This window comes from Aerosakkonema sp. BLCC-F183 (assembly GCF_041929145.1).
Lineage (GTDB): Bacteria > Cyanobacteriota > Cyanobacteriia > Cyanobacteriales > Aerosakkonemataceae > Aerosakkonema.
The window spans coordinates 96,053-118,753 of sequence record NZ_JBHFNU010000015.1; the positions used below are offsets into that span (position 1 = coordinate 96,053).

26 protein-coding genes are annotated in these 22,701 nt (G+C 45.2%); 12 read left to right on the plus strand and 14 right to left on the minus strand.

The window, feature by feature from the left end; genetic code table 11:
- Positions 1-92: 92 nt before the first annotated feature.
- Entirely contained in the window at positions 93-1,664 is a 1,572-nt protein-coding gene (locus ACE1CD_RS02685) for a photosystem II high light acclimation radical SAM protein (RefSeq protein ID WP_374821412.1), read from the minus strand.
- A gap of 467 nt (positions 1,665-2,131) precedes the next feature.
- On the opposite strand from ACE1CD_RS02685, the gene ACE1CD_RS02690 reads away from it, so the two are divergent.
- The 5 genes from ACE1CD_RS02690 to ACE1CD_RS02710 all read left to right on the plus strand — a co-directional run bounded on the left by ACE1CD_RS02690 (position 2,132) and on the right by ACE1CD_RS02710 (position 5,066).
- Positions 2,132-2,524, plus strand: a complete 393-nt coding sequence (locus ACE1CD_RS02690; protein ID WP_374789433.1) for a DUF1830 domain-containing protein — start codon at positions 2,132-2,134, stop codon at positions 2,522-2,524.
- A 207-nt stretch (positions 2,525-2,731) separates the two neighbouring features.
- Positions 2,732-3,169, plus strand: a complete 438-nt coding sequence (locus ACE1CD_RS02695) for a DUF4079 domain-containing protein (protein WP_374789431.1) — start codon at positions 2,732-2,734, stop codon at positions 3,167-3,169.
- A 130-nt stretch (positions 3,170-3,299) separates the two neighbouring features.
- Positions 3,300-3,569: a hypothetical protein gene (locus ACE1CD_RS02700; protein ID WP_374789429.1), complete on the plus strand. Its 270-nt coding sequence runs from the start codon at positions 3,300-3,302 to the stop codon at positions 3,567-3,569.
- Positions 3,570-3,762: 193 nt separating this feature from the next.
- Positions 3,763-4,278: a hypothetical protein gene (locus ACE1CD_RS02705; RefSeq protein ID WP_374789555.1), complete on the plus strand. Its 516-nt coding sequence runs from the start codon at positions 3,763-3,765 to the stop codon at positions 4,276-4,278.
- Between the two features lie 32 nt (positions 4,279-4,310).
- Positions 4,311-5,066, plus strand: a complete 756-nt coding sequence (locus ACE1CD_RS02710) for an ATP-binding cassette domain-containing protein (protein ID WP_374821415.1) — start codon at positions 4,311-4,313, stop codon at positions 5,064-5,066.
- A 103-nt stretch (positions 5,067-5,169) separates the two neighbouring features.
- Here the strand turns inward: ACE1CD_RS02710 and ACE1CD_RS02715 are convergent, their stop codons facing one another.
- Complete coding sequence (locus ACE1CD_RS02715) at positions 5,170-5,937, minus strand: response regulator transcription factor (RefSeq protein WP_374789426.1); 768 nt, start codon at positions 5,935-5,937, stop codon at positions 5,170-5,172.
- 552 nt (positions 5,938-6,489) lie between these two features.
- Here ACE1CD_RS02715 and ACE1CD_RS02720 point away from each other — a divergent pair.
- Together ACE1CD_RS02720 and ACE1CD_RS02725 are read left to right on the plus strand one after the other, a co-directional pair.
- Positions 6,490-6,621 (plus strand): hypothetical protein, encoded by a 132-nt coding sequence (locus tag ACE1CD_RS02720; RefSeq protein WP_374821418.1) that lies wholly within the window; start codon positions 6,490-6,492, stop codon positions 6,619-6,621.
- The gene (locus ACE1CD_RS02725; RefSeq protein ID WP_190463495.1) at positions 6,596-6,844 is read left to right on the plus strand and encodes a DUF6761 family protein; all 249 of its coding nucleotides are present in this window, start codon (positions 6,596-6,598) and stop codon (positions 6,842-6,844) included. Before ACE1CD_RS02720 ends, ACE1CD_RS02725 begins: the two co-directional genes overlap by 26 nt.
- 231 nt (positions 6,845-7,075) lie before the next feature.
- On the opposite strand, the gene grxD is transcribed toward ACE1CD_RS02725, so the two are convergent.
- The 7 genes from grxD to ACE1CD_RS02760 form a co-directional block, all read right to left on the minus strand.
- Entirely contained in the window at positions 7,076-7,399 is a 324-nt protein-coding gene (grxD, locus tag ACE1CD_RS02730) for a Grx4 family monothiol glutaredoxin (protein WP_374789423.1), read from the minus strand.
- Positions 7,400-7,524: 125 nt separating this feature from the next.
- The gene (locus tag ACE1CD_RS02735) at positions 7,525-7,776 is read right to left on the minus strand and encodes a BolA family protein (RefSeq protein WP_190463499.1); all 252 of its coding nucleotides are present in this window, start codon (positions 7,774-7,776) and stop codon (positions 7,525-7,527) included.
- 52 nt (positions 7,777-7,828) lie between these two features.
- Complete coding sequence (locus tag ACE1CD_RS02740; RefSeq protein WP_374821421.1) at positions 7,829-8,446, minus strand: hypothetical protein; 618 nt, start codon at positions 8,444-8,446, stop codon at positions 7,829-7,831.
- Positions 8,447-8,689: 243 nt separating this feature from the next.
- Entirely contained in the window at positions 8,690-9,400 is a 711-nt protein-coding gene (locus ACE1CD_RS02745; protein ID WP_374789553.1) for a lysophospholipid acyltransferase family protein, read from the minus strand.
- A 224-nt stretch (positions 9,401-9,624) separates the two neighbouring features.
- Positions 9,625-10,140, minus strand: a complete 516-nt coding sequence (tadA, locus tag ACE1CD_RS02750) for a tRNA adenosine(34) deaminase TadA (protein ID WP_374821424.1) — start codon at positions 10,138-10,140, stop codon at positions 9,625-9,627.
- A gap of 80 nt (positions 10,141-10,220) precedes the next feature.
- Positions 10,221-10,535, minus strand: coding sequence for a glutaredoxin 3 (gene grxC / locus ACE1CD_RS02755; protein WP_374789417.1), 315 nt, complete (start codon positions 10,533-10,535; stop codon positions 10,221-10,223).
- A 235-nt stretch (positions 10,536-10,770) separates the two neighbouring features.
- On the minus strand, positions 10,771-11,193 hold the full coding sequence (locus tag ACE1CD_RS02760) for a VOC family protein (protein WP_374821427.1): 423 nt from the start codon (positions 11,191-11,193) through the stop codon (positions 10,771-10,773).
- 242 nt (positions 11,194-11,435) lie between these two features.
- Between ACE1CD_RS02760 and glpX the strand changes: the two genes are divergently transcribed.
- The 4 genes from glpX (at position 11,436) to ACE1CD_RS02780 (ending at position 14,564) form a co-directional block, all read left to right on the plus strand.
- A complete protein-coding gene (glpX, locus tag ACE1CD_RS02765) occupies positions 11,436-12,476 on the plus strand; it encodes a class II fructose-bisphosphatase (RefSeq protein WP_374789413.1) in 1,041 nt (346 codons plus the stop codon).
- A 113-nt stretch (positions 12,477-12,589) separates the two neighbouring features.
- Positions 12,590-13,891 (plus strand): glutamyl-tRNA reductase, encoded by a 1,302-nt coding sequence (locus tag ACE1CD_RS02770; RefSeq protein WP_374789411.1) that lies wholly within the window; start codon positions 12,590-12,592, stop codon positions 13,889-13,891.
- Between the two features lie 183 nt (positions 13,892-14,074).
- The gene (locus tag ACE1CD_RS02775; protein WP_374789409.1) at positions 14,075-14,320 is read left to right on the plus strand and encodes a DUF4160 domain-containing protein; all 246 of its coding nucleotides are present in this window, start codon (positions 14,075-14,077) and stop codon (positions 14,318-14,320) included.
- Complete coding sequence (locus ACE1CD_RS02780; protein ID WP_374789407.1) at positions 14,292-14,564, plus strand: DUF2442 domain-containing protein; 273 nt, start codon at positions 14,292-14,294, stop codon at positions 14,562-14,564. The genes ACE1CD_RS02775 and ACE1CD_RS02780 overlap by 29 nt, the downstream gene beginning before the upstream one ends.
- A gap of 79 nt (positions 14,565-14,643) precedes the next feature.
- Here the strand turns inward: ACE1CD_RS02780 and hpsP are convergent, their stop codons facing one another.
- The 5 genes from hpsP to hpsL form a co-directional block, all read right to left on the minus strand.
- Entirely contained in the window at positions 14,644-15,876 is a 1,233-nt protein-coding gene (hpsP, locus tag ACE1CD_RS02785) for a hormogonium polysaccharide biosynthesis glycosyltransferase HpsP (RefSeq protein ID WP_374821430.1), read from the minus strand.
- 34 nt (positions 15,877-15,910) lie between these two features.
- Positions 15,911-17,077: a hormogonium polysaccharide biosynthesis glycosyltransferase HpsO gene (gene hpsO / locus ACE1CD_RS02790; RefSeq protein WP_374821433.1), complete on the minus strand. Its 1,167-nt coding sequence runs from the start codon at positions 17,075-17,077 to the stop codon at positions 15,911-15,913.
- A gap of 155 nt (positions 17,078-17,232) precedes the next feature.
- The gene (gene hpsN / locus ACE1CD_RS02795) at positions 17,233-18,243 is read right to left on the minus strand and encodes a hormogonium polysaccharide biosynthesis glycosyltransferase HpsN (RefSeq protein WP_374821437.1); all 1,011 of its coding nucleotides are present in this window, start codon (positions 18,241-18,243) and stop codon (positions 17,233-17,235) included.
- A gap of 42 nt (positions 18,244-18,285) precedes the next feature.
- On the minus strand, positions 18,286-19,392 hold the full coding sequence (locus ACE1CD_RS02800; RefSeq protein WP_374821440.1) for an acyltransferase family protein: 1,107 nt from the start codon (positions 19,390-19,392) through the stop codon (positions 18,286-18,288).
- Positions 19,393-19,404: 12 nt separating this feature from the next.
- Positions 19,405-21,066: a hormogonium polysaccharide biosynthesis protein HpsL gene (hpsL, locus tag ACE1CD_RS02805; protein WP_374821443.1), complete on the minus strand. Its 1,662-nt coding sequence runs from the start codon at positions 21,064-21,066 to the stop codon at positions 19,405-19,407.
- A 187-nt stretch (positions 21,067-21,253) separates the two neighbouring features.
- Here hpsL and ffh point away from each other — a divergent pair, with 187 nt between their 5' ends.
- Positions 21,254-22,699, plus strand: coding sequence for a signal recognition particle protein (gene ffh / locus ACE1CD_RS02810; protein ID WP_374789398.1), 1,446 nt, complete (start codon positions 21,254-21,256; stop codon positions 22,697-22,699).
- The last annotated feature ends 2 nt before the right edge of the window (positions 22,700-22,701 follow it).

Consider the following 22,701-nt stretch of genomic DNA (forward strand, 5'->3'; position numbering starts at 1 on the left):
TTTTATTTAACAAACCGCCAAGAAGCAGAAAATTGAGATCTTTCGCGAAACAGGATAACGTAGAGACGTTTCATGAAACGTCTCTACATTTTTCAGACAGAGACTAACTGTTTTTCTTTCGATGCGATCGGTGCATTGAGGGCTTCTTCCAAATCGGCACAACCGAGTCTTTCTTCCAAAATTCGCATAACTTCGCGCCCGAAGTCGTTGGGATTTTGTCGCCATGCCAAAAGACAAACTTCGCCAAAGAATGAACCCAGCGGTTCTGGATTCCATAATAATTTTTTGGCTGTCCACGGCATGAGACTCATGGGGTTGTAACCTGGTTTGAGGATGTTATTTTCAAAGGCGTATTCTTCTAAGTGAGTATGCGGTTGTAAGCCAATAAAGAAGATGGCCGGTTCGACTTTATCCGCCCCAAAGATGCGCTCTAGTTCGCGATGGTAGGCAATTGTCTGGCGAATCGTTTCGGGACGTTCGTCGATCACATTAAACGAGTAGTTTACCGAAACTAGGTCATTAAATCCAGCTGCTTTCAAATCGCGACAGTTTTGCAAAACGGTGCGGAGGTTATATCCCATCCGCATTTTGCGGACAAGTTCTTGGGAACCGCTGGTAATGCCGATTTCAAAGTAATTCATCCCCGTTTTCACCATCAAGTCGCACAACTGGGGTGTCAAGTTGTCCGCCCTGATGTAAGCTGCCCAGTGGATATCGTTCATGCCGGCATCGATTATTTTCTGCAATAACTCTACGGCATCGTCGATAAATCTGCGGGCGGGGATAAACTGGGCATCGGTGAACCAGAAATTGCGAATGCCTCTATCGTAGAGTTGGCGGATTTCCGCGACGACTTCATCTGCGGGATTGATGCGTACTTGTTTGCCTTCAATCACCGTATATATGCAGTAGCAACAGTTGTGGGGACAACCGCGTTTTGTTTGCACGCCGATGTAGAAGTCTTTTTCTTGGAGATAGTAGCTAAATTCAGGCCAAATTGTTTCGATATAGTCGTAGTTGCAGGCTGTTTTTTCGATCTCAGTCGGTGCTTCGTGGATCATGCGATCGCGCGGTGCCGTCTCTCCCACAACATAACACCGTTCATCTCGAAAATCCTGCCCCTGCAACAGCTTTTCCAGCAGCGCTTCGCCTTCACCCACAGAAACGATCGTTCCCTGTGGCAAGCTTTTACCCAACTGCTCGTAAAATACGCTCACCGCACCGCCACCTACAACTGCTCGCGCTACTGAATGATATTTCTTAGCACGATTTAACCCGCGTCTAATCAATCCCCCATTGCGCCAGAGTTCTGTATAGTAGGCTGTAGTTACGCGCAGACCGCCCATAGCTCCCCGCAATCTGATCAGCGGTTTGGCAGCGTAATAAAACTCAAAGGCGTGCTGGAGAGGGTTACCACCTCTACCTCCCACTGGTGCGTATATTTGGATATCTCGCCACGAAAATACTAGCAGGGTGGGTTTGAATTCATCTACACAAGTATCCAAAGCCGTGCCAAAGTCTAAAGGTGGCACCGTTCCCAGGTCGAAAATCCGCTGTTGTACTCCTGGAAACAGTTTGTGCAGGTGATCTGCTAAGTAAACAACCCCAATCGGGAAGATGGGATTGCAGGGTAGGCGAACGTAGAGTATGCGGGTTTCCGTCATTGGCTTCTGTATTAAGGATTGCTAAGACTCCACTCTGGAAGCAACAGTCACACAGGAGCTGGGAGCCATCGCTACCTGTGATGCTCTTCTAAGAAATTTTTTATTATTTTCATATAACTTTACGATAACATTCGTCTTTCTCAGCGATAGAGTAATTTCGCTGAAATTTCTCGGAATGGTTTTCAGCCAACTTGGCTCGTCGGGATTAATTACCAAAATTAAACCTGGTTTGAATGTGTCCCAACACTATGGCCCAATGACAGGCAGCTGGCAGCTATGAAACCGAAGCTTTAGCGCAAGGCAAAGCGAACGTCTTCAACCGTAGTGTAGATTACACAATTTATATCTACCTTCAGATAGATATTTACTAAATTTTTCAAGTTGGTAGTCGCAGTTACAGCAAGTCGGGATCGCGAGTGTTAAGTTTTTTAATGTAACTGACTTTGGCACACGTTTCCTTTAAAATCATGGCTCAAATACTCGATCCCTTACCACCTAACTCCGGTGATGGCATTCTCTGCTGCTATGTCAATGCCACCAACAAAGTTCAGATAGCACGGATCTGCAACATTCCCAACTGGTATTTCGAGCGAGTAGTTTTTCCAGGTCAACGGCTTGTTTTTGAAACAATGCCAGAAGCAGTGCTAGAAATTCATTCCGGTATGATGGCAAGTGCTATTTTATCAGACAAGATACCTTGCGATCGCTTGCGAGTTAACGATGAACCCCAACCTGAAACGGCCCCTACTCAGAAACAGCACGAACAAGATAAAGACAAAAATCCCAAGCGGGAAGCAATTCGGAAAAATGTAGAAAAAACACCAATTTTAACAACTCCCGCCTTAGCAGGTGTAAGTTAAAATTGGATTTTCATAAAAACCCTCTTGCTAGATTGAGAATAAAAATTTAGACCTCTGTCTTCCAGAAGATCTATTTTTTCGGAGGAGTTAGGGATCTTAGAAAGACATGAGATAATACCCTTTTGTGCTAGGAATAACTAAAATGCTCATTGGTAGGTAAGAGCCGGTGAGCAAAGTATTCCTCGTTTCAACAAAGGGCAAAGTACTTTGAATTTACCAGATTTTATTTGGTTGTGGAGAATCGCCGCTTGGTCTATGGGATTTTCGCTGGTAGCTTACTTGCTGCTAGCTGCGAGCGGTATTTGGATGCTCTATATCAGACAGTCCAGAAGATCCCGACCTAATTGGTTGCGACCATTACACTACTGGATTGGCGGCACGATGGTAGCTTTAGTATTGCTACTGCTGACGATCGGTATTGTCGGCACTTTAGGCCATTACGGTAGCCTGAATCATTCCATACACCTGCCATCTGGATTGGCAGTTGTAGGATTGGTACTACTTTCGGCTGGAAGTGCGACGTTAATCAGCCCCCAGTTTCCGTGGGCTCGACCTCTCCATATCGGAACGAATATTATTCTGTTCGTGGGATTTGCTTTGGTTTCACTCACTGGTTGGAGTGTCGTCCAAAAATATCTACCATAAGGAAAGCCAGTAGGAGTCGTAAATCTACTTAACGATTTATGAAGATATTTCTGTGGAGCGATCCTTTTAGGAGAAGATTAGGTGAATATACTGAATATCCTTATCCTATGATATGCTTCATGGTGTAAATATGTCTTACTCTCCTTTGGCATTGGGTTTCTTCGTTATTGGTGGCGACGGTTTGCCGGTGGTAGAAAAATCTCACCAAGGTAATTACTCCCTGATTTTCCTCAACCGCAGTGACGCCGCTCGGTATCGCCAGCAGATGTCTGAGCTTCGCAGAGTCTCTGGAAAAGATTGCGCGATCGCGACCATGCCAATCCATCAAATCCAAAGGTTACTGAGTCACGCCAAAATTCGCGTCTGCGTCATTCACAGCTGGGATGCTGTTGTAGCGTAATCTGGAAGCGACAAGAAACTAAGATGCTTCGCTATTTTCGACGCAACCGTCATCTAAACTAGATGAGAAGGCTAAGCACAAAGAATAATATATTTCCGTGTCAGATTACCCAGTCAATCAGTTGCAATCCCAGACAGATACCTACTCTTCAAGCGCGAACGACGGGCCAGCACATCAACCATCGGTTTTCCATATTTCTCCCCTCATCCGGCTGACACTTCTGTGTTTATACGTATCGCTGACCGTACCTTTACCGTTTCTGGCCCAGGTGACAAATGCTCCAGTGCCACCCATGCTACTGTGGTTGGGAATCGGCATAGGGGCGATCGCTCTCTATGGCGCATTGAGCGAGCGGGTTATATTGGATGAGCAAGCGATCGGGGTAACATACCCTCGTTGGGTACCAAGCTTCTTTCGGAAAGGTTGGTCGCTACCTTGGTCAGAAGTGCAAGATTTGAAATGTCGCACTACAGGTCAAGGAGGACTGGTTTACTATTTTGTCAGTAAATCCGGAAAAGGCTATTTGCTACCCATGCGCGTCGTTGGATTTGCTCGGATGGTAAAGCAGGTAGAAGCTAAAACAGGAATCGATACAACAAATATTCGCCCTCTAGCTCAACCGTGGATGTATTTAATTTTATTGGCGGTCACGCTGATATTGCTTTTAATTGATGCTTGGACGATTTTGACTGCTGTCAATCAGTATTAAATAATAGGTTAATTAATCAGTAATTTGTAGCCTTGCCAACAACAGACATTCGCCAACTACGACTAACTCAGGTGAGCTTGAGAGCTCCTCTAGGTTTGCAGTTTTTACTTAAAAATATTTCTTTTGATGTATTTACAGGCGATCGCATTGCCATTGTTGGGCCATCAGGTGCCGGGAAAACTTCTCTTTTGCGACTGTTAAACCGCCTGAGTACACCCAGCGAAGGCTCAATTTACTTTGAAGATCGGGATATCCAAAAAATTCCAGTTATCCAGCTACGCCAGCAAGTCACTTTAGTGCTGCAAGAACCGAAGCTTTTGGGGATGACCGTTCGGGAGGCGATCTCATATCCCCTCCTACTCCGAAGTCTACCACAACAAGAAATTCAGGCACGACTTAACTACTGGACAGAACGCCTCCACATCCCAGAAGATTGGTTGGAAAGGACTGAGATGCAACTTTCTGTCGGTCAAAGACAACTGGTAGCGATCGCTCGTGCCTTAGCAATCCAACCTAAAATCTTATTATTAGACGAACCTACTTCTGCTCTGGATGCGGGTCGTTCCGCTCATCTCCTGCGAGTTTCGATCCAGCTGGCTGAAGAAAATAAAATGACAATCTTAATGGTCAATCACCAGCTGGATTTGGCACAGCAGTTTTGCACGAAAGTTTTGCATTTCCAGCAGGGCGAGCTAATTGAAGAGTTAGAAGCCGATCGGGTAGATTGGAGTAACCTGCGCGAAACTTTTGTGCGATTGGAACAACAAGCAGCTGAAGAATGGCTTTAAACTACTAAGCATAGAAGTCGCCCCCTATGCTTAGGTTAAAGTAGTTCCATTTTCTATTTCTTGACTTTTAACTTTTGACTTTTGAATTTCACCCGCAATGGCTTTATGTTGTGACCATTTTGGCGACAGAATGGTCAGAGCGTCTTTGGTGATGGTCGGTTTCATCTAGCGAAGAAACAGACCCCCTAAGAAACTCCGGGTTAAAGCGATAGCCGACATTGCGGACTGTTTGAATTAGACTGGGTTGGCGCGGATCGGTTTCCAGCTTTTTCCGCAGCGAGAGAACATGAGTGTCTATCGTGCGGGGATTGTCGATCGCATCGGGCCAAGCTCTGTGCAGCAATTCAGAACGGCTGAGGGGCAGTCCGTCCGCCTGCGCCAAGACATACAGCAAACTGAACTCTTGGGGTGTCAAATCGACCAGTTCTTCTTTAAAGCGGACGCGACGCTGCACCAAGTCAATTTTCAGATCCCCATAATCCAGATAAGCCGGCGGTAGTGTCATTCTGTTCCTTCTAATGAGCGCTTCAATTCGCGCCAGGAACTCCTGCATACCAAAAGGCTTGGTCAGGTAATCATCTGCCCCTGCTTTTAAACCGGCGACGATATCCGCTTCGGTGTTGCGGGCAGACAGCATGAGAATGTATGGCCTCTGCTGTCGCAGCAGCCAGCCGCAAAACTCATTAGCATCGCCATCGGGAAGTTCGGAGTCGAGAATTACCAATGTTGGTTGACGCAGATGAAACACTTCCCGCGCTTGATAGAGGCTGGCGGCTTGGAACACTCGGTATCCGGCCTGCTGTAAGTGCCAACCGAGTAGCGATCGCAGATGCGGATTTCCTTCAATGATTTGAATACCTACTGATCCCACGGAGGCTTGCTTTCCTTGCCTTTGTTAGATTCAAGTTAACAGAGCCGTTTAGAGAATTTTGTAGCGATTGCTACCTGACACCGAACTGTATTTTCATTTTTCAGTACCATTGGGCGATCGTTGAGATTGAGATCGTCCCATTATTTTGATATTTTCGCCTCTACCTTAGTACAGGTTACGTCATCTCGCTACCAACCAGTTTTCTACAGATGGGCAATCACCAGTAACGACCAAAACAACGGCTTTTTTTGCTTTATATCGTCAAATGCTGGCACACTGCACCTGTTATCTGTTTGCGGTTATGCCAACCGACATACCCAACAGGGGGTAAGGACTTACCCTCGAACTCGCTAAAATGAAGGTAACGTAGCAATCCAGTTTGAATCGCCTTAAGCCCAAACTTGTGATTAACAATCGCGTGAGAGCTAAAGTCAGCGGATAATTACAGCAATTTTTAAATTGCTTAAGTATAGCAACCGATTGACTGAGAGATTCAACAGGGTGAAATTTGGTCGATCGCACGCCCTATAACTTAACCTGTAGGTCGTGTAGATGAAGCCAAAATGCGCGATCGCCTCCACCAAAAAGCCAAAATCAAAGCTGGTTTTGACGGCAGGCGTTAATATATTTAAACACCAGACGATTTCAACTTACGACCATGCTTCAGGACACTCAAACGATTAGGCACTACCAAAAACTTACCGACGCCCTGGTCGATATGTGGAATCGGGGCTACAGATATGACAGTTTGCGTTTGTATTTAGACGGTTATATAGCTGCTCTGCGCCATACTAACGCACTTGAGCCATATCGCATCAACCGTTTGGAGGAGGAAGTTACACGTTACATATACGATCCATCTAATTTTGAAATGCCTCAACCCCAACCGCAATCGGACTACTACTGATGCTTTTTTTAGGATTTGCATCCCTGGGTTAGCCAAAAAAATTTTTTAAGGTCTTACCTGTAGATAATGCTGAGTAACGGCATACAGGTACAGAATTCCTACTTGCTTATTTCAGTTTTTAAGAAAAACTTTTTTATTCTCAACTGTAATTTTCGGCAGCAAAATAAAAATACTGACTGGATTTCTAACTAAAACGAATCCAATCAGTATTTTTAATCAAGAAACCTGGCTTCAGGAAGCTAAAGCAACCTCTAGCAACTCTTTTAATTCACCTTTTTGATACAGCTCGATCATAATGTCCGAGCCACCGATAAATTCTCCATTAATGTAAACTTGGGGAATTGTTGGCCAGTTGGAATATTCTTTTATTCCCTGACGAATTTCGTAATCTTCAAGCACATCCACAGTTTCGTAGGGAACTGCATATGTGTTGAGAATCTGAACCACATTGTTGGAAAAACCACATTGGGGCATTAGCTTGTTGCCCTTCATAAAAACTAAAATCTTGTGGTGTTTTACCAAGGTGTCAATTTTTTCTTTCAGTTCTGGTGTCATAGTTCTTCAGTGCGATCGTCAAAAGTGTGCGGAGAGAGCCAATGCTTTGTTATTTTGTATTTTTTAGCGTAGTTGTGCTTAACAACATACAAATTTAACCTACGCCAGTCAGTTGAGGTAGAGAGCTATTGAGTAGCTTTCAGAGCTTGGGGAGTGTAGGTTTTCAACGACAAAGCATGAATAGCTTCTGAAGACATAGCTTGTTGCAGCGCAGCATAAACCATCTGGTGCTGTTGAATAAGCCTCTTGCCTTCAAATAAAGAGGAAACCACCGTCACTTGATAGTGGTCGCCGCCGCCAGTCAGGTCTTGAACCTGAACTTGTGCATCAGCCAATTCTGCCTTAATCATAGCTTCAACCTGAACCGGACTAATCATTCTTTTCCTCTTGCTAAAAAAAGATTCAACCCTTAGTTATAAGTGTAGTTAACTATTGAGTTGACGAAGAAGACGAGGTGTTCGCTCTGGGGTAAGGAGAATCTACAAATCCCAATTCTAACAATTGCTGATAAGCTTTTTTACCCAAGTCGCGAGTCGGGTTTTGAGAGCGAATAATTTGCACCAGCAAAGGTACAGCTAATTCGGGCTGATTTTGGGCCCGGTGTACCAGCGCGAGCTGATAGGTTGCCTCATCCCGCATTTGCGCCGTTTCTACAGCCTTGCGCCTTTGGCCATCAGAGATGCGATTATCGATCCCCGAAAAACTGGCAGCTAAGTCTTGATAAAAGTTGGACAACTGGTTAAAAACCTGACGAGCTTCCTGGAGTTTTTTGATTGCCAGAGCATAATTTTGAGTGGAAACGGCGTTACTAGCTTCACTCATCAGACGCTGCCCGCCTTGTAGGCTCAGCAAACTGTTATCTTGAGTCAGGGGACGCAGCTCGTTGGTATCTGTCCCTTCCAAAGGCTCTGCCTGGTTGGGAAGAGAGGGCGGAGAAGATTGCTGTGCTAGGACTTGCAATGGTGCCAGCACATTCAAAGCTGCCAGGAGAGATAGGAATGTAAAGCTGTGCAGTGGGAGCAAGCGAACAGTTTGAGAAACTACCATGAACTAAGTTTGCGTCTTAGCACAAACGGGATGGACATTGACTTCGGAGTATATTAGCATTCCCAGGTGAAAGTGGATTGGTATTTAAGGGAACTAATCTAAAAATTATCACCGAAAATTTGTGCGATCGCCTCATACTGGGAAGTCAAAAGTCACTCAGTCAAAAGTCACTCAGTCAAAACTTCTTTGAGCGTCAGGTACTCAAGTACTTCCGATCTCGTGGGTGACTTCCGGATAGCGGTGCTAACTTTCGTGGAGATCCCGCATAGCAGCTTCAAGATTAGCTGTTAAACGTTGTGCGCCTTTTTTGACCGTTTCCGTGCGATATTCGGCCACACTGAGAGGAGAACCGATGTTAATTTCTACATTGCAGCCTCTGTAAGGAATAGGCTGACTATATTTAATACTTATAGGTACTATTTTTATGCCCAAACCGGGTTGGCTTGATTCTGCTTGCAAAGCTATTCTGGCTAAACCTGGTTTGAGCGGGCTGATTTGATTGTTGCGGAAGATATTGCCTTCTGGAAATAAAACCAGGCTTTCCCCCTGTTGAAGTAGTTCAACTGCATGACGCAGACTGCTAATTGCGGGATGTTCGGTATCAACGGGGAAACCTCCGAAACGGCGGACAAACCAGCCTTGCAGCCCTGTCATTTCATTAGCAGAAACCATAAACCGCAGATCCCGCCCGGTGATGTCTCGACCTGCTGCATAGGGCACCATAAAGGCATCCCAACGAGAGCGATGGGTAGGTGCGAGAATAACCGGCCCTTCTGTGGGTAAATTTTCCCGCCCGGTCACCGAAATCTTACCAAAATAAAAGGGTAAGATCGTGTGACGTCCCAAGGGATAAGCCAATTGACTGAACCAAGGTGCAACGCTGGATGTAACGGCTGTCACTGTTTTCGGTGTTATGCTGACAAGGGTTTTTGCAGAAGAGTCGAGCGGGATCATCATAGCGGCGGTGAGTAACTATATCAAAGTATCTTTAATCTCCACCGTAAATTCTCTATGGTGAGTAGTCGTTTATGAAAGGGACACTTCTAGGGGTGTCATCGCGCGGCGAATGAGGCTAGGTTATGAGGGGTGCGATCGCTTTGGCAAGGACAAACTAAAACAAAACTATGTTCTCGATCGCTTTTTGTTCTTAAAGGCGAAACATCGCTACTAATCTGTCGTTATGTACCGCCGTTTTCCTCGCGCAAGGTTTCGCTCCTAGATTGCCTTTTTTGTGCAAACCAAGATTGCAGCTGATGACGGCAGGCAGATTCTAAGATACCACCTACTACGGATAAGCGGTGATTTGAGCAAGCGCTATCGGGAATATTGCCAACGGTACGAATTGTGCCAGTTTTCGGATCGTCTACTCCATAAACCAACAACCCAATTCTGGCTTGTACGATCGCACCCGCGCACATAGGACAGGGTTCTAGAGTAACATAAAGCGTGCATCGGTTGAGATGCCAGTCTTGGAGAGCTTTTCCAGCAGACCGAATCGCGAGAATTTCGGCGTGTGCTGTGGGGTCTTTGTCGCGCTGTTTGCGGTTTTCGCCTTCTGCGATTAAATTATCATCACTGTCAACGATAACGGCTCCTACCGGTACTTCTCCGGCTTCACCCGCAGCTTGTGCCAGTTCTAACGCTCTACTCATCCATTTGCGGTGAGTTAGATAGACAGGATTATTAATTGTCATAACAAAATGTTGCTCTCAGCCCTCAAACTAAAGTCTGGAGCTATACAAACTAAGTCCACCTGCGTGGACGCATTTTAGCTTTAAGTCGCTGATTGGGCTAGTAATGGGTCTAAATTGCCATTGCTGTCGAGTTGATAAATATCGTCGCATCCACCTATGTGCTGATTATTAATAAAAATTTGCGGTACTGTGCGGCGTCCGTTGGCGCGATCGGCCATTTTGTTTCTCGCTTCTTCGTTGCCATCAATCTTATATTCGGTGTAATTGACGCCTTTCCACCAAAGCAGCATTTTAGCGCGGATACAGTAAGGACAGGTTTGCCAGGTGTAGATTTCGACATTCGCTTTGATGCGTTCGGGGTGTCGTCCTAGAATAGAGTTGAGCAAGTCGAGCATTTTAGTTTTCCTAAAGAGCGGGTGACTTTATTTACGGTATATCATCTTTAAAAATAAAGCCTTCGAGGTTGTAAAACATATTTTTATAAAGTTAAGTAAGTCTCTCAAAGTCTTACTTTTTCAGATAAATTGTACCGATTTGTAGGTTTGTTATGGTGAAAAATATCGCGATTTTCCACGTTGCAATCGGCCTGCGAAACTCGCGGAGATATCGCCCGAACGCATTAAGTTTGTACTAAACATTCTCTGTTCGATCGACTGTAAGACCAATTTCTTGGCCATAGGATAATTCCAGCGTGTGACCGTCTGGATCTCGCAAAAATGCCCAATACCCGACTGGAGGGCCAGAATCTTTAGGTTCTTCAATGAGTACGCCTTCCTGACGAGCTTTCTCACAAAGCGCATCCATCGATTCACGATTGTGACAACCAACGCCAAGATGAGCAAATGGAGAGAGAATGGGATCTACCGAATCGGTTTGAATCAGAACGATCGCAAAGGGTCGAGTCCGATCGCTCAGCCAAGCAACAGCAACCCCTCTTCCTGCATCAATGCGACGGTGAATCACTTGCATTTGTGCATAAGTAGCGTAGAAGTTGATGCTTTGCTCAATATCTGAGACGGGAAGCGCGATATGCGTAAGTCCAATATCAATCACGTGAAGTTCCTCGCCATCGATAAATTAGGGTAATTTACGGTTTTCCACCAAAATAACATTTTGGCGCGAATGCACTTTTTCGGATAGACTCTTGGGATCGTCGCGAAAAAACTCCCAGCAGCAAAACTTAACACGGCTTCTGGCAAGACCACTCTGCACAGCGATCCCTCCTCTGATAGACTTAAGAACTGTTACAGGCAGATGAAACCTAGCAAAATCAAGCAGTCGGGAGGACAGAAGCCGTGTTGGAAACTACGCTCGGTCTGGAGATTATAGAAGTAGTTGAGCAAGCAGCGATCGCATCTGCTCGTTGGATGGGCAAAGGCGAAAAAAACACGGCTGACGAAGTGGCCGTAGAAGCGATGCGGGAACGGATGAATAAAATCTATATGCGGGGCCGCATCGTCATTGGGGAAGGGGAACGGGATGAAGCCCCCATGCTTTATATCGGGGAAGAAGTGGGCATCTGCACCCGCGAAGATGCGAAAAGCTATTGCAACCCTGACGAACTTGTTGAGATTGACATTGCCGTTGACCCTTGCGAAGGTACCAACCTGGTCGCATACGGTCAAAATGGCTCGATGGCAGTACTGGCAATTTCCGAGAAAGGCGGTTTGTTTGCTGCCCCCGACTTCTACATGAAGAAGCTAGCGGCTCCCCCGGTAGCTAAAAACCATGTGGATATTAATAAGTCAGCTACCGAAAACCTGAAAATCCTCTCTGAATGTATGAATCGTTCTATTGAGGAACTGGTAGTAGTAGTGATGGATCGCCCCCGTCATAAAGAACTCATTCAGGAAATTCGCAAAGCTGGTGCCAGAGTGCGACTGATCAGCGATGGTGACGTTAATGCCGCCATTTCCTGTGCTTTTTCCGGAACGAACGTCCACTGCCTCATGGGCATTGGGGCAGCACCAGAAGGTGTGATCTCCGCAGCTGCTATGCGCTGTATGGGAGGACACTTCCAAGGACAGCTGATCTACGATCCAGATGTTGTGAAAACCGGACTGATCGGCGAAAGCAAAGAAAGCAACATCGCACGGCTGAAGGAAATGGGAATTAACGATCCCGACAAAGTGTACAACGCCGAAGAGCTAGCTTCCGGCGATACCGTCCTGTTTGCTGCCTCCGGTATTACCCCTGGCCCACTGATGGAAGGCGTTCGGTTCTTCCACGGTGGGGCGCGGACGCAGAGTCTGGTAATTTCCAGCCAGTCGCGGACAGCTCGCTTTGTGGATACCATCCATATGTTCGATCAACCGAAGAGCCTGCAATTACGCTAGTCATTAGGTAATGGTTATGGTTCGCAGTTCATCGTTAACGACAATGAACTACGAACCATAAACACGAACAACAAACAATTAGCAATTAACCATTAGCAATTAACCATTAGCAAATGAATATTGCAGTCGTAGGGCTAAGCCACAAAACAGCACCAGTAGAAATTCGTGAAAAACTGAGCATTCCAGAAGCGCAGACCCAAAGTGCGATCGCGCAACTTACTAGCTATCCCCATATTGACGAAGTTGCCATTCTCAGCACCTGCAACCGTCTGGAAATTTACATCGTCACCGATGAAACCGAACAGGGAATTTCAGAAGTACGTCAGTACCTCTGCGACTACAGTAGATTGCCCGTAAATGACCTGCGTAAGCACCTGTTTATGTTGCTGCATGAAGATGCTGTTATGCACCTGATGCGGGTTGCTGCCGGTTTGGATAGCCTGGTGCTTGGGGAAGGTCAAATTTTGGCGCAGGTTAAAAATACTCACAAAGTATGCCAGCAGTACAAAGGCGTCGGACGTATCCTCAACCGACTCCTCAATCAAGCCATCACTGCTGGTAAGCGAGTTCGTACCGAAACTAGCATTGGCACCGGTGCTGTATCTATCAGCTCTGCTGCGGTGGAGTTGGCGCAGATGAAAGTGCCGAATTTAGCAGCCAGTCGAGTGGCAATTCTCGGTGCTGGCAAAATGTCGCGGCTATTGGTACAGCACTTGATTAGCAAAGGGGCAAATCAAATAGCTATTTTGAATCGCTCCATGCAACGATGTGAAGAATTGGCAAATAAGTTTGCTGATGAGGTGCAATTGCAACTTCACCCGCTATCAGAAATGATGCAGGTAATCGCAGCTTCAGATATAGTTTTCACCAGTACCTCTGCTACCGAACCGCTATTAAATCGCGCCAAATTGGAAGCAGTTTTGGAACCTAATCGCTCTTTGATGTTGTTTGATATTTCCGTTCCGCGTAACGTGGATGCGGATGTAAACGAGCTGTCCAATGTCCACGCTTTTAATGTTGACGATTTGAAGGCGGTGGTAGCGCAAAATCAAGAAAGCCGACGACAAATGGCGAAGGAAGCGGAAGCTCTTTTGGAAGAAGAAGTCGAAGCTTTTGATGTGTGGTGGCGCAGTTTGGAAACTGTTTCTACTATCAGTTGCTTGCGAGACAAAATGGAAACTATCCGCGCTCAAGAATTAGAAAAAGCGCTGTCTCGATTGGGTACTGAATTTGCGGAAAAACATCAAGAAGTGATCGAAGCCCTGACGCGGGGGATTATCAATAAAATTCTGCACGACCCAATGGTGCAATTGCGGGCGCAGCAGGATATTGAGGCTAGAAGGAAAGCAATGCAGACTCTGCATACGCTGTTTAATCTGAATCCGGAAGCTCAGTCGAAAGAGCAATATAGCTAATTGGTCAATCGGTCATCGGTCATTGGTCATTGGTTATTTGTAAAAATATAACTAATGGCTAATGACTGATTAGTAATGAGTAATGAGGATAGTACTTACTTAAATTTATAGGGTAACAAGTTTGTATCAGCCCTCAGATGCACTGACTGGTCAGAGCCTATATGTTTCGTGTAAGATTGAAAAATGCCGACAGTTTTAAGAATAGGAGCATACCGATTCTACTTTTACAGTCACGAACCGAACGAGCCACCGCACGTACACATCGATCGCGATGATTCATCAGCTAAATTTTGGCTAGAATCAGTCAGCTTGGCAAATAATATTGGTTTTAGTGCTAAAGAACTTCGCAAATTGCAGTCAATGGTACAAGAGAATCAAGAGAGGCTTTTGGAGGCATGGTATGGGTATTTTGGCGATTCGAGCGGATGAGAGAGTTAAGAATGTGTACTTTACAGAAGATACGATCGGTGTCGATTTAATGGACGGTAGAACGATTGCTGTGCCACTGGTTTGGTATCCGAGACTGCTTCATGCTACACCCGAACAACGATCGAAGTGGGAAGTCTCTGGTGGAGGTTACGGTATTCACTGGGAAGAGATAGACGAGGATCTCAGCACAGAAGGAATGTTACGTGGTGCGCCTGCCCCCAGAGTATCAGTTATGAGTAGTTGAGGTTGAGTGCATAGCTTCAAAGACTCTTCCATACAGGGAAGGTAAGTTTTGATATAGGTTGATTTATCTTGCTTGTGTTCTATTTTTTTATAACAGTAGATGACAAAATTTCCTGATATGCTTGAATGGTTTGTTGCGCGATCGCATCCCAACTATACTCTTTCAAGGCATTCTTTTGCGCGTTTAAACCTCTGCGCTTTCTTTCCCCTTCATCTCGTAGCGCCAAACGCAATTTTTCGGTCAGAGATTCTACTGTTAAAGAACAAACCCAACCGGCTTCAGCATTTTGGACATCTTCCCAGATATAAACTCCATCGGAGATGACGACGGGCTTTCCGGCGACCATTGCTTCTGCGACAGCAATACCAAAATTTTCATAATAAGAAGGTAATACAAATAAATCGGCATTTTGCAGTAATGATGCTTTGCGATCGCCCCCAACAAATCCAGTTATGGTAGTATGAGAGCCCAGCGGCGAAGCTTGAATTTGCGCTTTAATTTTCGCTTCGTAATCCGGGTCTTGCGGATTGGCACCAGCTAAGACAAAATGAAAATCTATACCCTCAGCTAGAAGATTTTCCAACGCTGGAATCAACAGATTCAACCCTTTTTTGGGCTCAATTCGCGATAGGTACAAAAGCATTGGCGATTGAGAATTTGCGATCCGAAATGCCCCTGTGCCCCTGTGCCCCTCGACCTTTGCTCCCCTCTCCGTAGACGGGGAGGGGTTGGGGGTGGGGTGTCCCTCTGCTGTCACACCCAAGGGTATCACCAAATCCCGCGTTTTTACGCCAAATCGTTCGGAAACTTTGGCTTCCTGCTTGCTGGTGAAGTGAATTGCCGCTGCACCCGCTATATTTGGCTTTTCCAACAACACTGCATAAATCTGCTTTAATCGCCTTTTCTTACGCAGGTCGGCTGGGTCAAGCGTGCCCAGAGGACGTAAGATGTAGGGTAGGTGATGCGATCGCGCCACAGTCGCCGCCAACGAACATACTGGCGAAAATAGCGCGTGAATATGCGCTAAATCGAACTCCGAAGCGTGCTGACTCAACCACTTCAGCAAGTCGAGAGAAAATTTATACCTGCGAAAAGGGGCACAGGGAAAGTACCGAATCTGGTAGCCATCCTGTTCAATCGCACGGTCTAACGGTACATCTAGCGGCGGTTGCCCAGCATCTCCGTTGGAATTCGTAGTAATAATTGTTACCTCTACACCCGATCGGGCCAGAGCAGCAGAAAGACCCAACACCATCTGACTGGGGCCACCATAAACCAAGGAAATTGAAGGGATAATTTGGAGAATCCGCATGAAAACAAAGGATTAAAAATTGGGTTGACAATGCTTATAAAACTTGCTTATAAAAGTCTAACAACTTTTTGGCTAGAGCTTGATTGGTATACTCATTCATAGCTCTTTCATAACCCATATTGGCAAGATTTTCCCTTAATTCCGGTTCTTCCATCAGGCGCAAAATACAATTTTGCAAAGCCGAGACATCGCCTTCAGGAAAAATCAAACCAGCTTTTCCAATTACGTGAGGAATTTCGCCAGAGTCAGAACCGATCGTCGGCACTTTACAAGCCATAGCTTCTATTAAAACATGACCGAATTGTTCCTTCCAGCCTACAGCAGTTAAAGTTTTAAACTGATATGTTGTTTGGGATGGTAACACTAAAGTACTCATTAAATTGATATATTTATTTACCTCATCGTGAGGAACGCTTTCCACCAAAATGAGTCGTTCCTTAATTCCATATTCAGCAGCGCGTTCTATCAACACAGATTGCAAAGGGCCACGACCTAGTAGTAGTAATTTCCAGGTGCGATCGCGCAACCCAGCCATTGCTTCTAGTAGAGTCAGCAAACCTTTTTCTTCTACAAATCTGCCCACAAATCCTATCACAAAATCAGTCGATTCAATACCCAGATTTGCAGCCAATTCCGGTTGCGCTTGAGGTTTAAAAGTCTTTTCATCAACCCCCAGTTGCGGCATGATCGAAATCTGCCCTTTATAGCCGCGTTGTCTTAAAATTTCAGCCCCATCTTGATTGCCGACAATAATTCCATCGGTGTTACCAAGATTATATGCTTCCAACAAAGATACTGGGAATTTTAATTGATAAGGCAGATTCCACCAAGTAAAAAACAAATTTTTAGATTTTAGCCCCAACAGCTTATTTAGGGTAATAAATTGAGCGTATGCCAATGCCTTCGCTCCCTGTTCTACCTGGATAATTTGGGGACGAAATCGGCGCAATAAAGTAATTATATCTGTTCCAAAAGTAAGCAGTCCTTGATTGTTTTGACTGAAGTTAGAAATCGGCACTACTTGAAACGATTCTTCTTGGATAAATTCCGTTTCAATTATCTTATTTTGGACGCCGCCCGGTTGCCAGCGTCGCGGTACTACAACAGTTACTTCTATATCAGGTTCTAGACGAGATAAGGCTCGTAACTTTTCACGGTTGATATCGACGATGTAGGTATGGCTAGCGACTAAAATTTTCATTTTTTGCTCATCGATCGAGAGGGTAATTTAAAATTTTAGATTTCCGATTTCAAATTTTAATAAATCTGCAATTTTCAATCTAAAATATGAAATAGGTTATGGGGCGATCGCAAATTTTTGCCATAAATCTGCAATCTGCAATCTGAAATAAGCAACTACCCATTACCCATATCTTTGTGAGTATAAATTTGACCGTCATTCCAGATAGATTGGATAAGCGTACCCCAAGCTTTGAAAAAACCCATTATGTAGAAACCAGCGCGGCTGAGTATTTTGATGGGAGAACCGCTTTTATTGCAAGGCGGATTTCCGAGAACGTGACAGTCAAATAAGCGAGCAAATAATCGCAGTTGTTGTGAAATTGTAAGATTTTTCAATCCCATCAAAAAGTGGTTGTGATAGAAAGTGAGTTGATATTTGAGCGATCGCGTACTAATATCGTGACAGCCTCCAGTTTCTTCACCTAAATGAACCAAGTGGGCTTCTGGGTCATACCAAATTTTATAACCTGTCTGTCTGAGTCTCAAACAAAAGTCAGATTCTTCCCGTACCGCACTACCCATAAATCGCTCATCAAAGTGCAATCCATACTTCGTAAAAATCTCGCGGCGGAAGGACATATTGCAGCCTCTTGCAGAGATGACTTGCTGGGGTTTGACGGTATGCACCAAGTCTATATAGTACCAGGCGATGCCGGGGTCGCTCGCTTCTGGAGGCAAATATTCGATCGCAAAACCTTCACCTGCATCTGCCATTTTCATGCGATCGAATACTCGTCCCGCTACCGCCCCAATATCTTGTGGCGCAATATCTTGTGGCGCAGGCGTCTCGCCTGCGATATAGTTACGAGCGTGAGCGGCGAGAAACCCTGCTGGTAGTTGAACATCATCATCAATAAATAGGATAATTTCCCCATTTGCGCGACGAACCGCATAGTTTCTCGCACCTGGCAAACTCGCCCAATCGACGCGAAACCAATTAATTTTGCCTTCATTTGCCAATTGTTCGAGATAAGCTTGAATTTCTGGTTTATGGGTTTTGGTTTGGTCAACAACCAGCACTTCAAAAGCTGGATAATCTTGATTGATGACATCTTTGAGCGTATCTTGCAAAGGCTCTTCACGTCCGTAGGTGGGAATAATTACAGAAATTAAAGGTAAAACCATTTTTGACAATCCTCATGTTGGTAATATCTCATTTATCTTGTTTTAATTCTGCTTAGCAGCAGTTGCTTCTATTTTTCTTATCATAACTTTTTCTATCCATACGAACGCTCTTATGTAAGCTATCAGCACAACTCCCGTAATAATCAAAGCAAAAAAAAGCTTAGGATATTGATCGATTTTAATGCGCTTGTTTAAATAATGCAGTAACGTGATAAACAACGGTTGGTGAATTAGATAAATTTGGTAAGAGTATATACCCATAATCGACAAAATACTTAACCCATAGGTTAACCAGCGATTATGATTATCCTTGTTTAGGATAAGGCTTAGCATCACGAAAAAGAACGGTGTAAATGCCATATCGAATCCTAGCATATATATAATATTTATATGTTTAATTGCCATCCCTATATAAAGCATCAGCCCCACAATAAAAACAATTGTTGATATATTTATATCAGTTCTTCTAAAAGATTTATTGCTGGCGTAAATGAATCCCCAATACAAACCCAGACACAACTGAAAAAAGTAGCTACCTATAAAATTATTCTGTAGCAAAAATAAGTAAAACTCAGACTTATGCCCCACGGCTAGGCAGGCAAGCTTGGTTAGCAAACCAATTAAAATTCCTAAACCTAAAATTTTGTTTGGCTTGTTGCGGCAGACGTAAAAAATTAAAGGGGTTAGTAGATAAGCTTCTAAAATTACGGTGAAAAACCAGAAACCTTGGTTGATATCCTGAAATTTATATCCCGCCAGCCCTACAGCGCTTAGGGCAAAATTTAAAGGATTTTTTATATGAAGTTGGTTGAATATTATATAAATACAAATCGTAGATAAAACGGCTAGTAAATATGTAGGGTAAAGTCGTAATATCCTTTTTTTTAACCAAGCAGTCCAGTTAATTTTGCCGCCATCTTGGATAAGAGATGCTAGTACATAACTTGTGTTAAAACCAGCCATCACGAAGAATATATCTACTGCTGCGTATCCCAGACGGGCTCCATTTCTATTTAACATAGAAACAATGTTAATTTGTTCGGGATAGTTCTGAAAGAAATGGAAAAAAAGAATTGCCAAAATTGCTAGACCTTTAGTGCGATCGATCCACTGCAATCTCTCGCGTGAGTTGGTAGTTTTGTTAAACATTTCTGCCTCGATCTAAACCCATGATAATTTGGCTTTTTTACCGCGTTTAGTATTTTTTTGTTCAACTTTCTCTTCTGACTCATCTTCCTGACGGGCTATTTCTGGCAATTTTAAAATAACTCCAGCGAAAAACCAGTAATAAACAGCGACAGGATCGACATCCAAAGGATAGTAATAAGTTTGGTAACTAATAAACAAAACAAAGACCCAAAAACAAGCTGCAAAGCTTCGTAAACTAGGGTCTCGAATAGATCGGTAAGCCTTGAAAGTATAAAAAGTGAGACAACTAACAAAAATTAAAAACGCTGCTAATCCGATCGGCCCAACTTCGTGCATTACTTTGGGGAACCAGGTTTCTACCAGCGCAGTATTACCGAAGACGCGAGCTGAGTTTGTGGCCCGTCCCAATCCCAGACCGATCAAAGAACCTTTGAGGTTATTCCATGTAAATCCAAATTGATAAAGGATAAACTCATCGGCTGGTGATTCTTCCCAACGACCGACAAAGCTATCGATCCGTTCTTGAACGATCTCAGGATATAGCACCGCTGCAATTCCCAATAAAACAGCCAGTCCGGTTGCAATGGGTAAAAAGCGTTTGAGGTTAGCAATTTGACCTGTCAATATTAGGAGAATCACAAATGAAGCTGGCACAAGAGCTAGCGCAATTCTTTGACCGGAAATAACTGCGATCGCAAAATCCGCAGCCATTGCCACCAAGCCAAAAGTTCGCCACAAACCTGATGGGTCGCTGAAAGCCGTGGCAAAAGTGAAATAAGCATTAGAAATGATAAACCAACCCCACTGCCAAGGTGCGACAAAAGTTCCCGGCAAGCGGATCACTCCTTGTTCTGGACTGTACAGCAAAGAGCCACCGACCAAACAGCGAGCCTCGATGGAAGCTTTAAATAAATCGCCTCCTTCAGCAAACTGGGTACCAGCGCACCGACCAGTTTTGAGGAACATATACTGGACGAAACAAAGGCCAAAGCAGATGAGCGCCAGAATTACGTGCAGGCGCGTCATGAAGAAAAATTCTTTCTTAGTCCGAATCAGGTAATAGGCGCAAGTGATTAAAGGAATATAGCCCATAAACACTTTTAAGCCTAAAATTCCCAGCGCCAAGGGTTTTTCTGGCGGCTGTCTGGTAAGGATAGCAACTTGCTCGGCATTCATTTGTTGCGATCCGTTCACAAACAATAGAGTGATCAGACAACAAACAAACAGGAGAATTAGGGACGGTTTTAGACCTTTGGGGATTACTATGGGTAGTCGTTTCTGGCGACACTCTTGGATAATACTAATCAGTCCGGGAATGTAGAAACCATCTTTTGCCAACTGTAGTACCGGACTGTTGCCGAGGGTGTAGATGATAGTGCCGCTAAAAGGCATATAAATTAGGAATGCCCACAGAGCTTGTCGGGGATATTTGAAAGAAAAGGCAAGGCAGATTATACCGGCGATCGCGCCAATGGCTGCCTTTGGCCCACCTAGAGGAAAGGCCATCATGCCAAGAAATGCGGCACCGAATACAGCTCCTGTGGAGAAGCTAATCAATTCCTTCCGCGCTTTGGCAGCTTTTCTTTTTTGCGCCAACTGCTCCTTGAGATTTAAGGTCGATTTTCCTGCACCAGCCTGCTTCTTGGATTTCGACTTCGTTTTGTTTTTGGGCATGATTCCACTTTAACAACTGCCCCAAGATAGAAAATCCCAGCGCACACTGTTATAGCATTCAGAACGCTACTCGGCCACTGAAGAAACTCGCAGCGAGAAAAGTCATCCACTCACCCAGATTCCAGTATCCAGTCCCCAGTCCCCATCTTCAACTGGTAATGTATAAATTACTGATACATATCGATCTATGTTTGACGCACTATCCGAACGCTTAGAAGCTGCCTGGAAAAAACTGCGGGGGCAGGATCGCATTTCCCATGCCAATATTCAAGAAGCTTTGAAGGAAGTGCGCCGCGCCCTGCTGGAAGCAGACGTTAACCTCCAGGTCATAAAAGATTTTATTGCCGAAGTCGAAACCAAAGCGCAGGGTGCTGAGGTGATCGCGGGCGTGCGACCCGACCAACAGTTTATCAAAATTGTTTACGATGAACTGGCGGCGGTGATGGGGGAAACCAACGCTCCGCTGGCGCATAGCGCCACCGCTCCGACGATCGTCCTGATGGCAGGGTTGCAGGGTACGGGTAAAACCACTGCTGCTGCTAAGTTAGCATTGCATCTGCGGAAAGAAAATCGCTCTGCCATGCTGGTGGCGACGGACGTTTATCGACCGGCGGCAATTGACCAGTTGGTAACGCTGGGTAAGCAAATCGAAGTACCCGTATTTGAACTGGGAAGCGATGCCGATCCGGTGGAAATTGCCCGTCAGGGTGTGGAAAGAGCCAAGGCAGAAGGGATCGATACGGTAATTATCGACACCGCAGGTCGCCTGCAAATCGATCGCGATATGATGGCGGAGTTAGCCCGCATCAAGCAAACGGTGCAACCCCACGAAGTCCTGCTGGTAGTGGATGCCATGACCGGTCAGGAAGCGGCAAATCTGACGCGCACCTTCCACGAGCAAATCGGCATCACCGGCGCGATTCTCACGAAAATGGACGGCGATACTCGCGGTGGTGCGGCACTTTCGGTGCGGCAGATTTCCGGTCAGCCAATTAAATTTATCGGTACTGGGGAAAAAGTTGACGCTCTGCAACCTTTCTATCCAGATAGGTTGGCGCAGCGCATTTTGGGGATGGGCGATGTCCTGACGCTGGTAGAAAAAGCGCAGGAGCAAATCGACTTCACAGACGCCCAGAAGATGCAGGAGAAAATTCTCTCTGCTAAGTTTGACTTTACCGATTTTCTCAAACAAATGCGGCTGATGAAGAATATGGGCTCGTTTGGGGGGTTGCTGAAGATGCTCCCCGGAATGCCCAAAATTTCTGACAAGCAGTTGCAAGAAGCAGAGGTAAAGCTGAAGCAAACTGAGGCGATGATCAATTCTATGACGGCAGAAGAACGTCACAACCCAGAACTGTTGGCATCTTCTCCCAGTCGCCGCAAACGCATCGGTCGCGGTTCTGGCTATCCGGAATCGGAGGTTGCCAAGCTAGTAGCCGATTTCCAAAAAATGCGAAATCTGATGCAGCAAATGGGGCAAGGTGGTCTTCCCGGTATGCCGGGAATGGCAGGTGGGCCGATGCCCGGTATGGGCGGTCGAGGGTCTATGCCCGGTTGGCGAGGCTACAACGCAGCTGGTGGCAATAAGAAACCGAAAAAGGAAAAAAAGAAGAAAGGCTTCGGCCAACTGTAGTT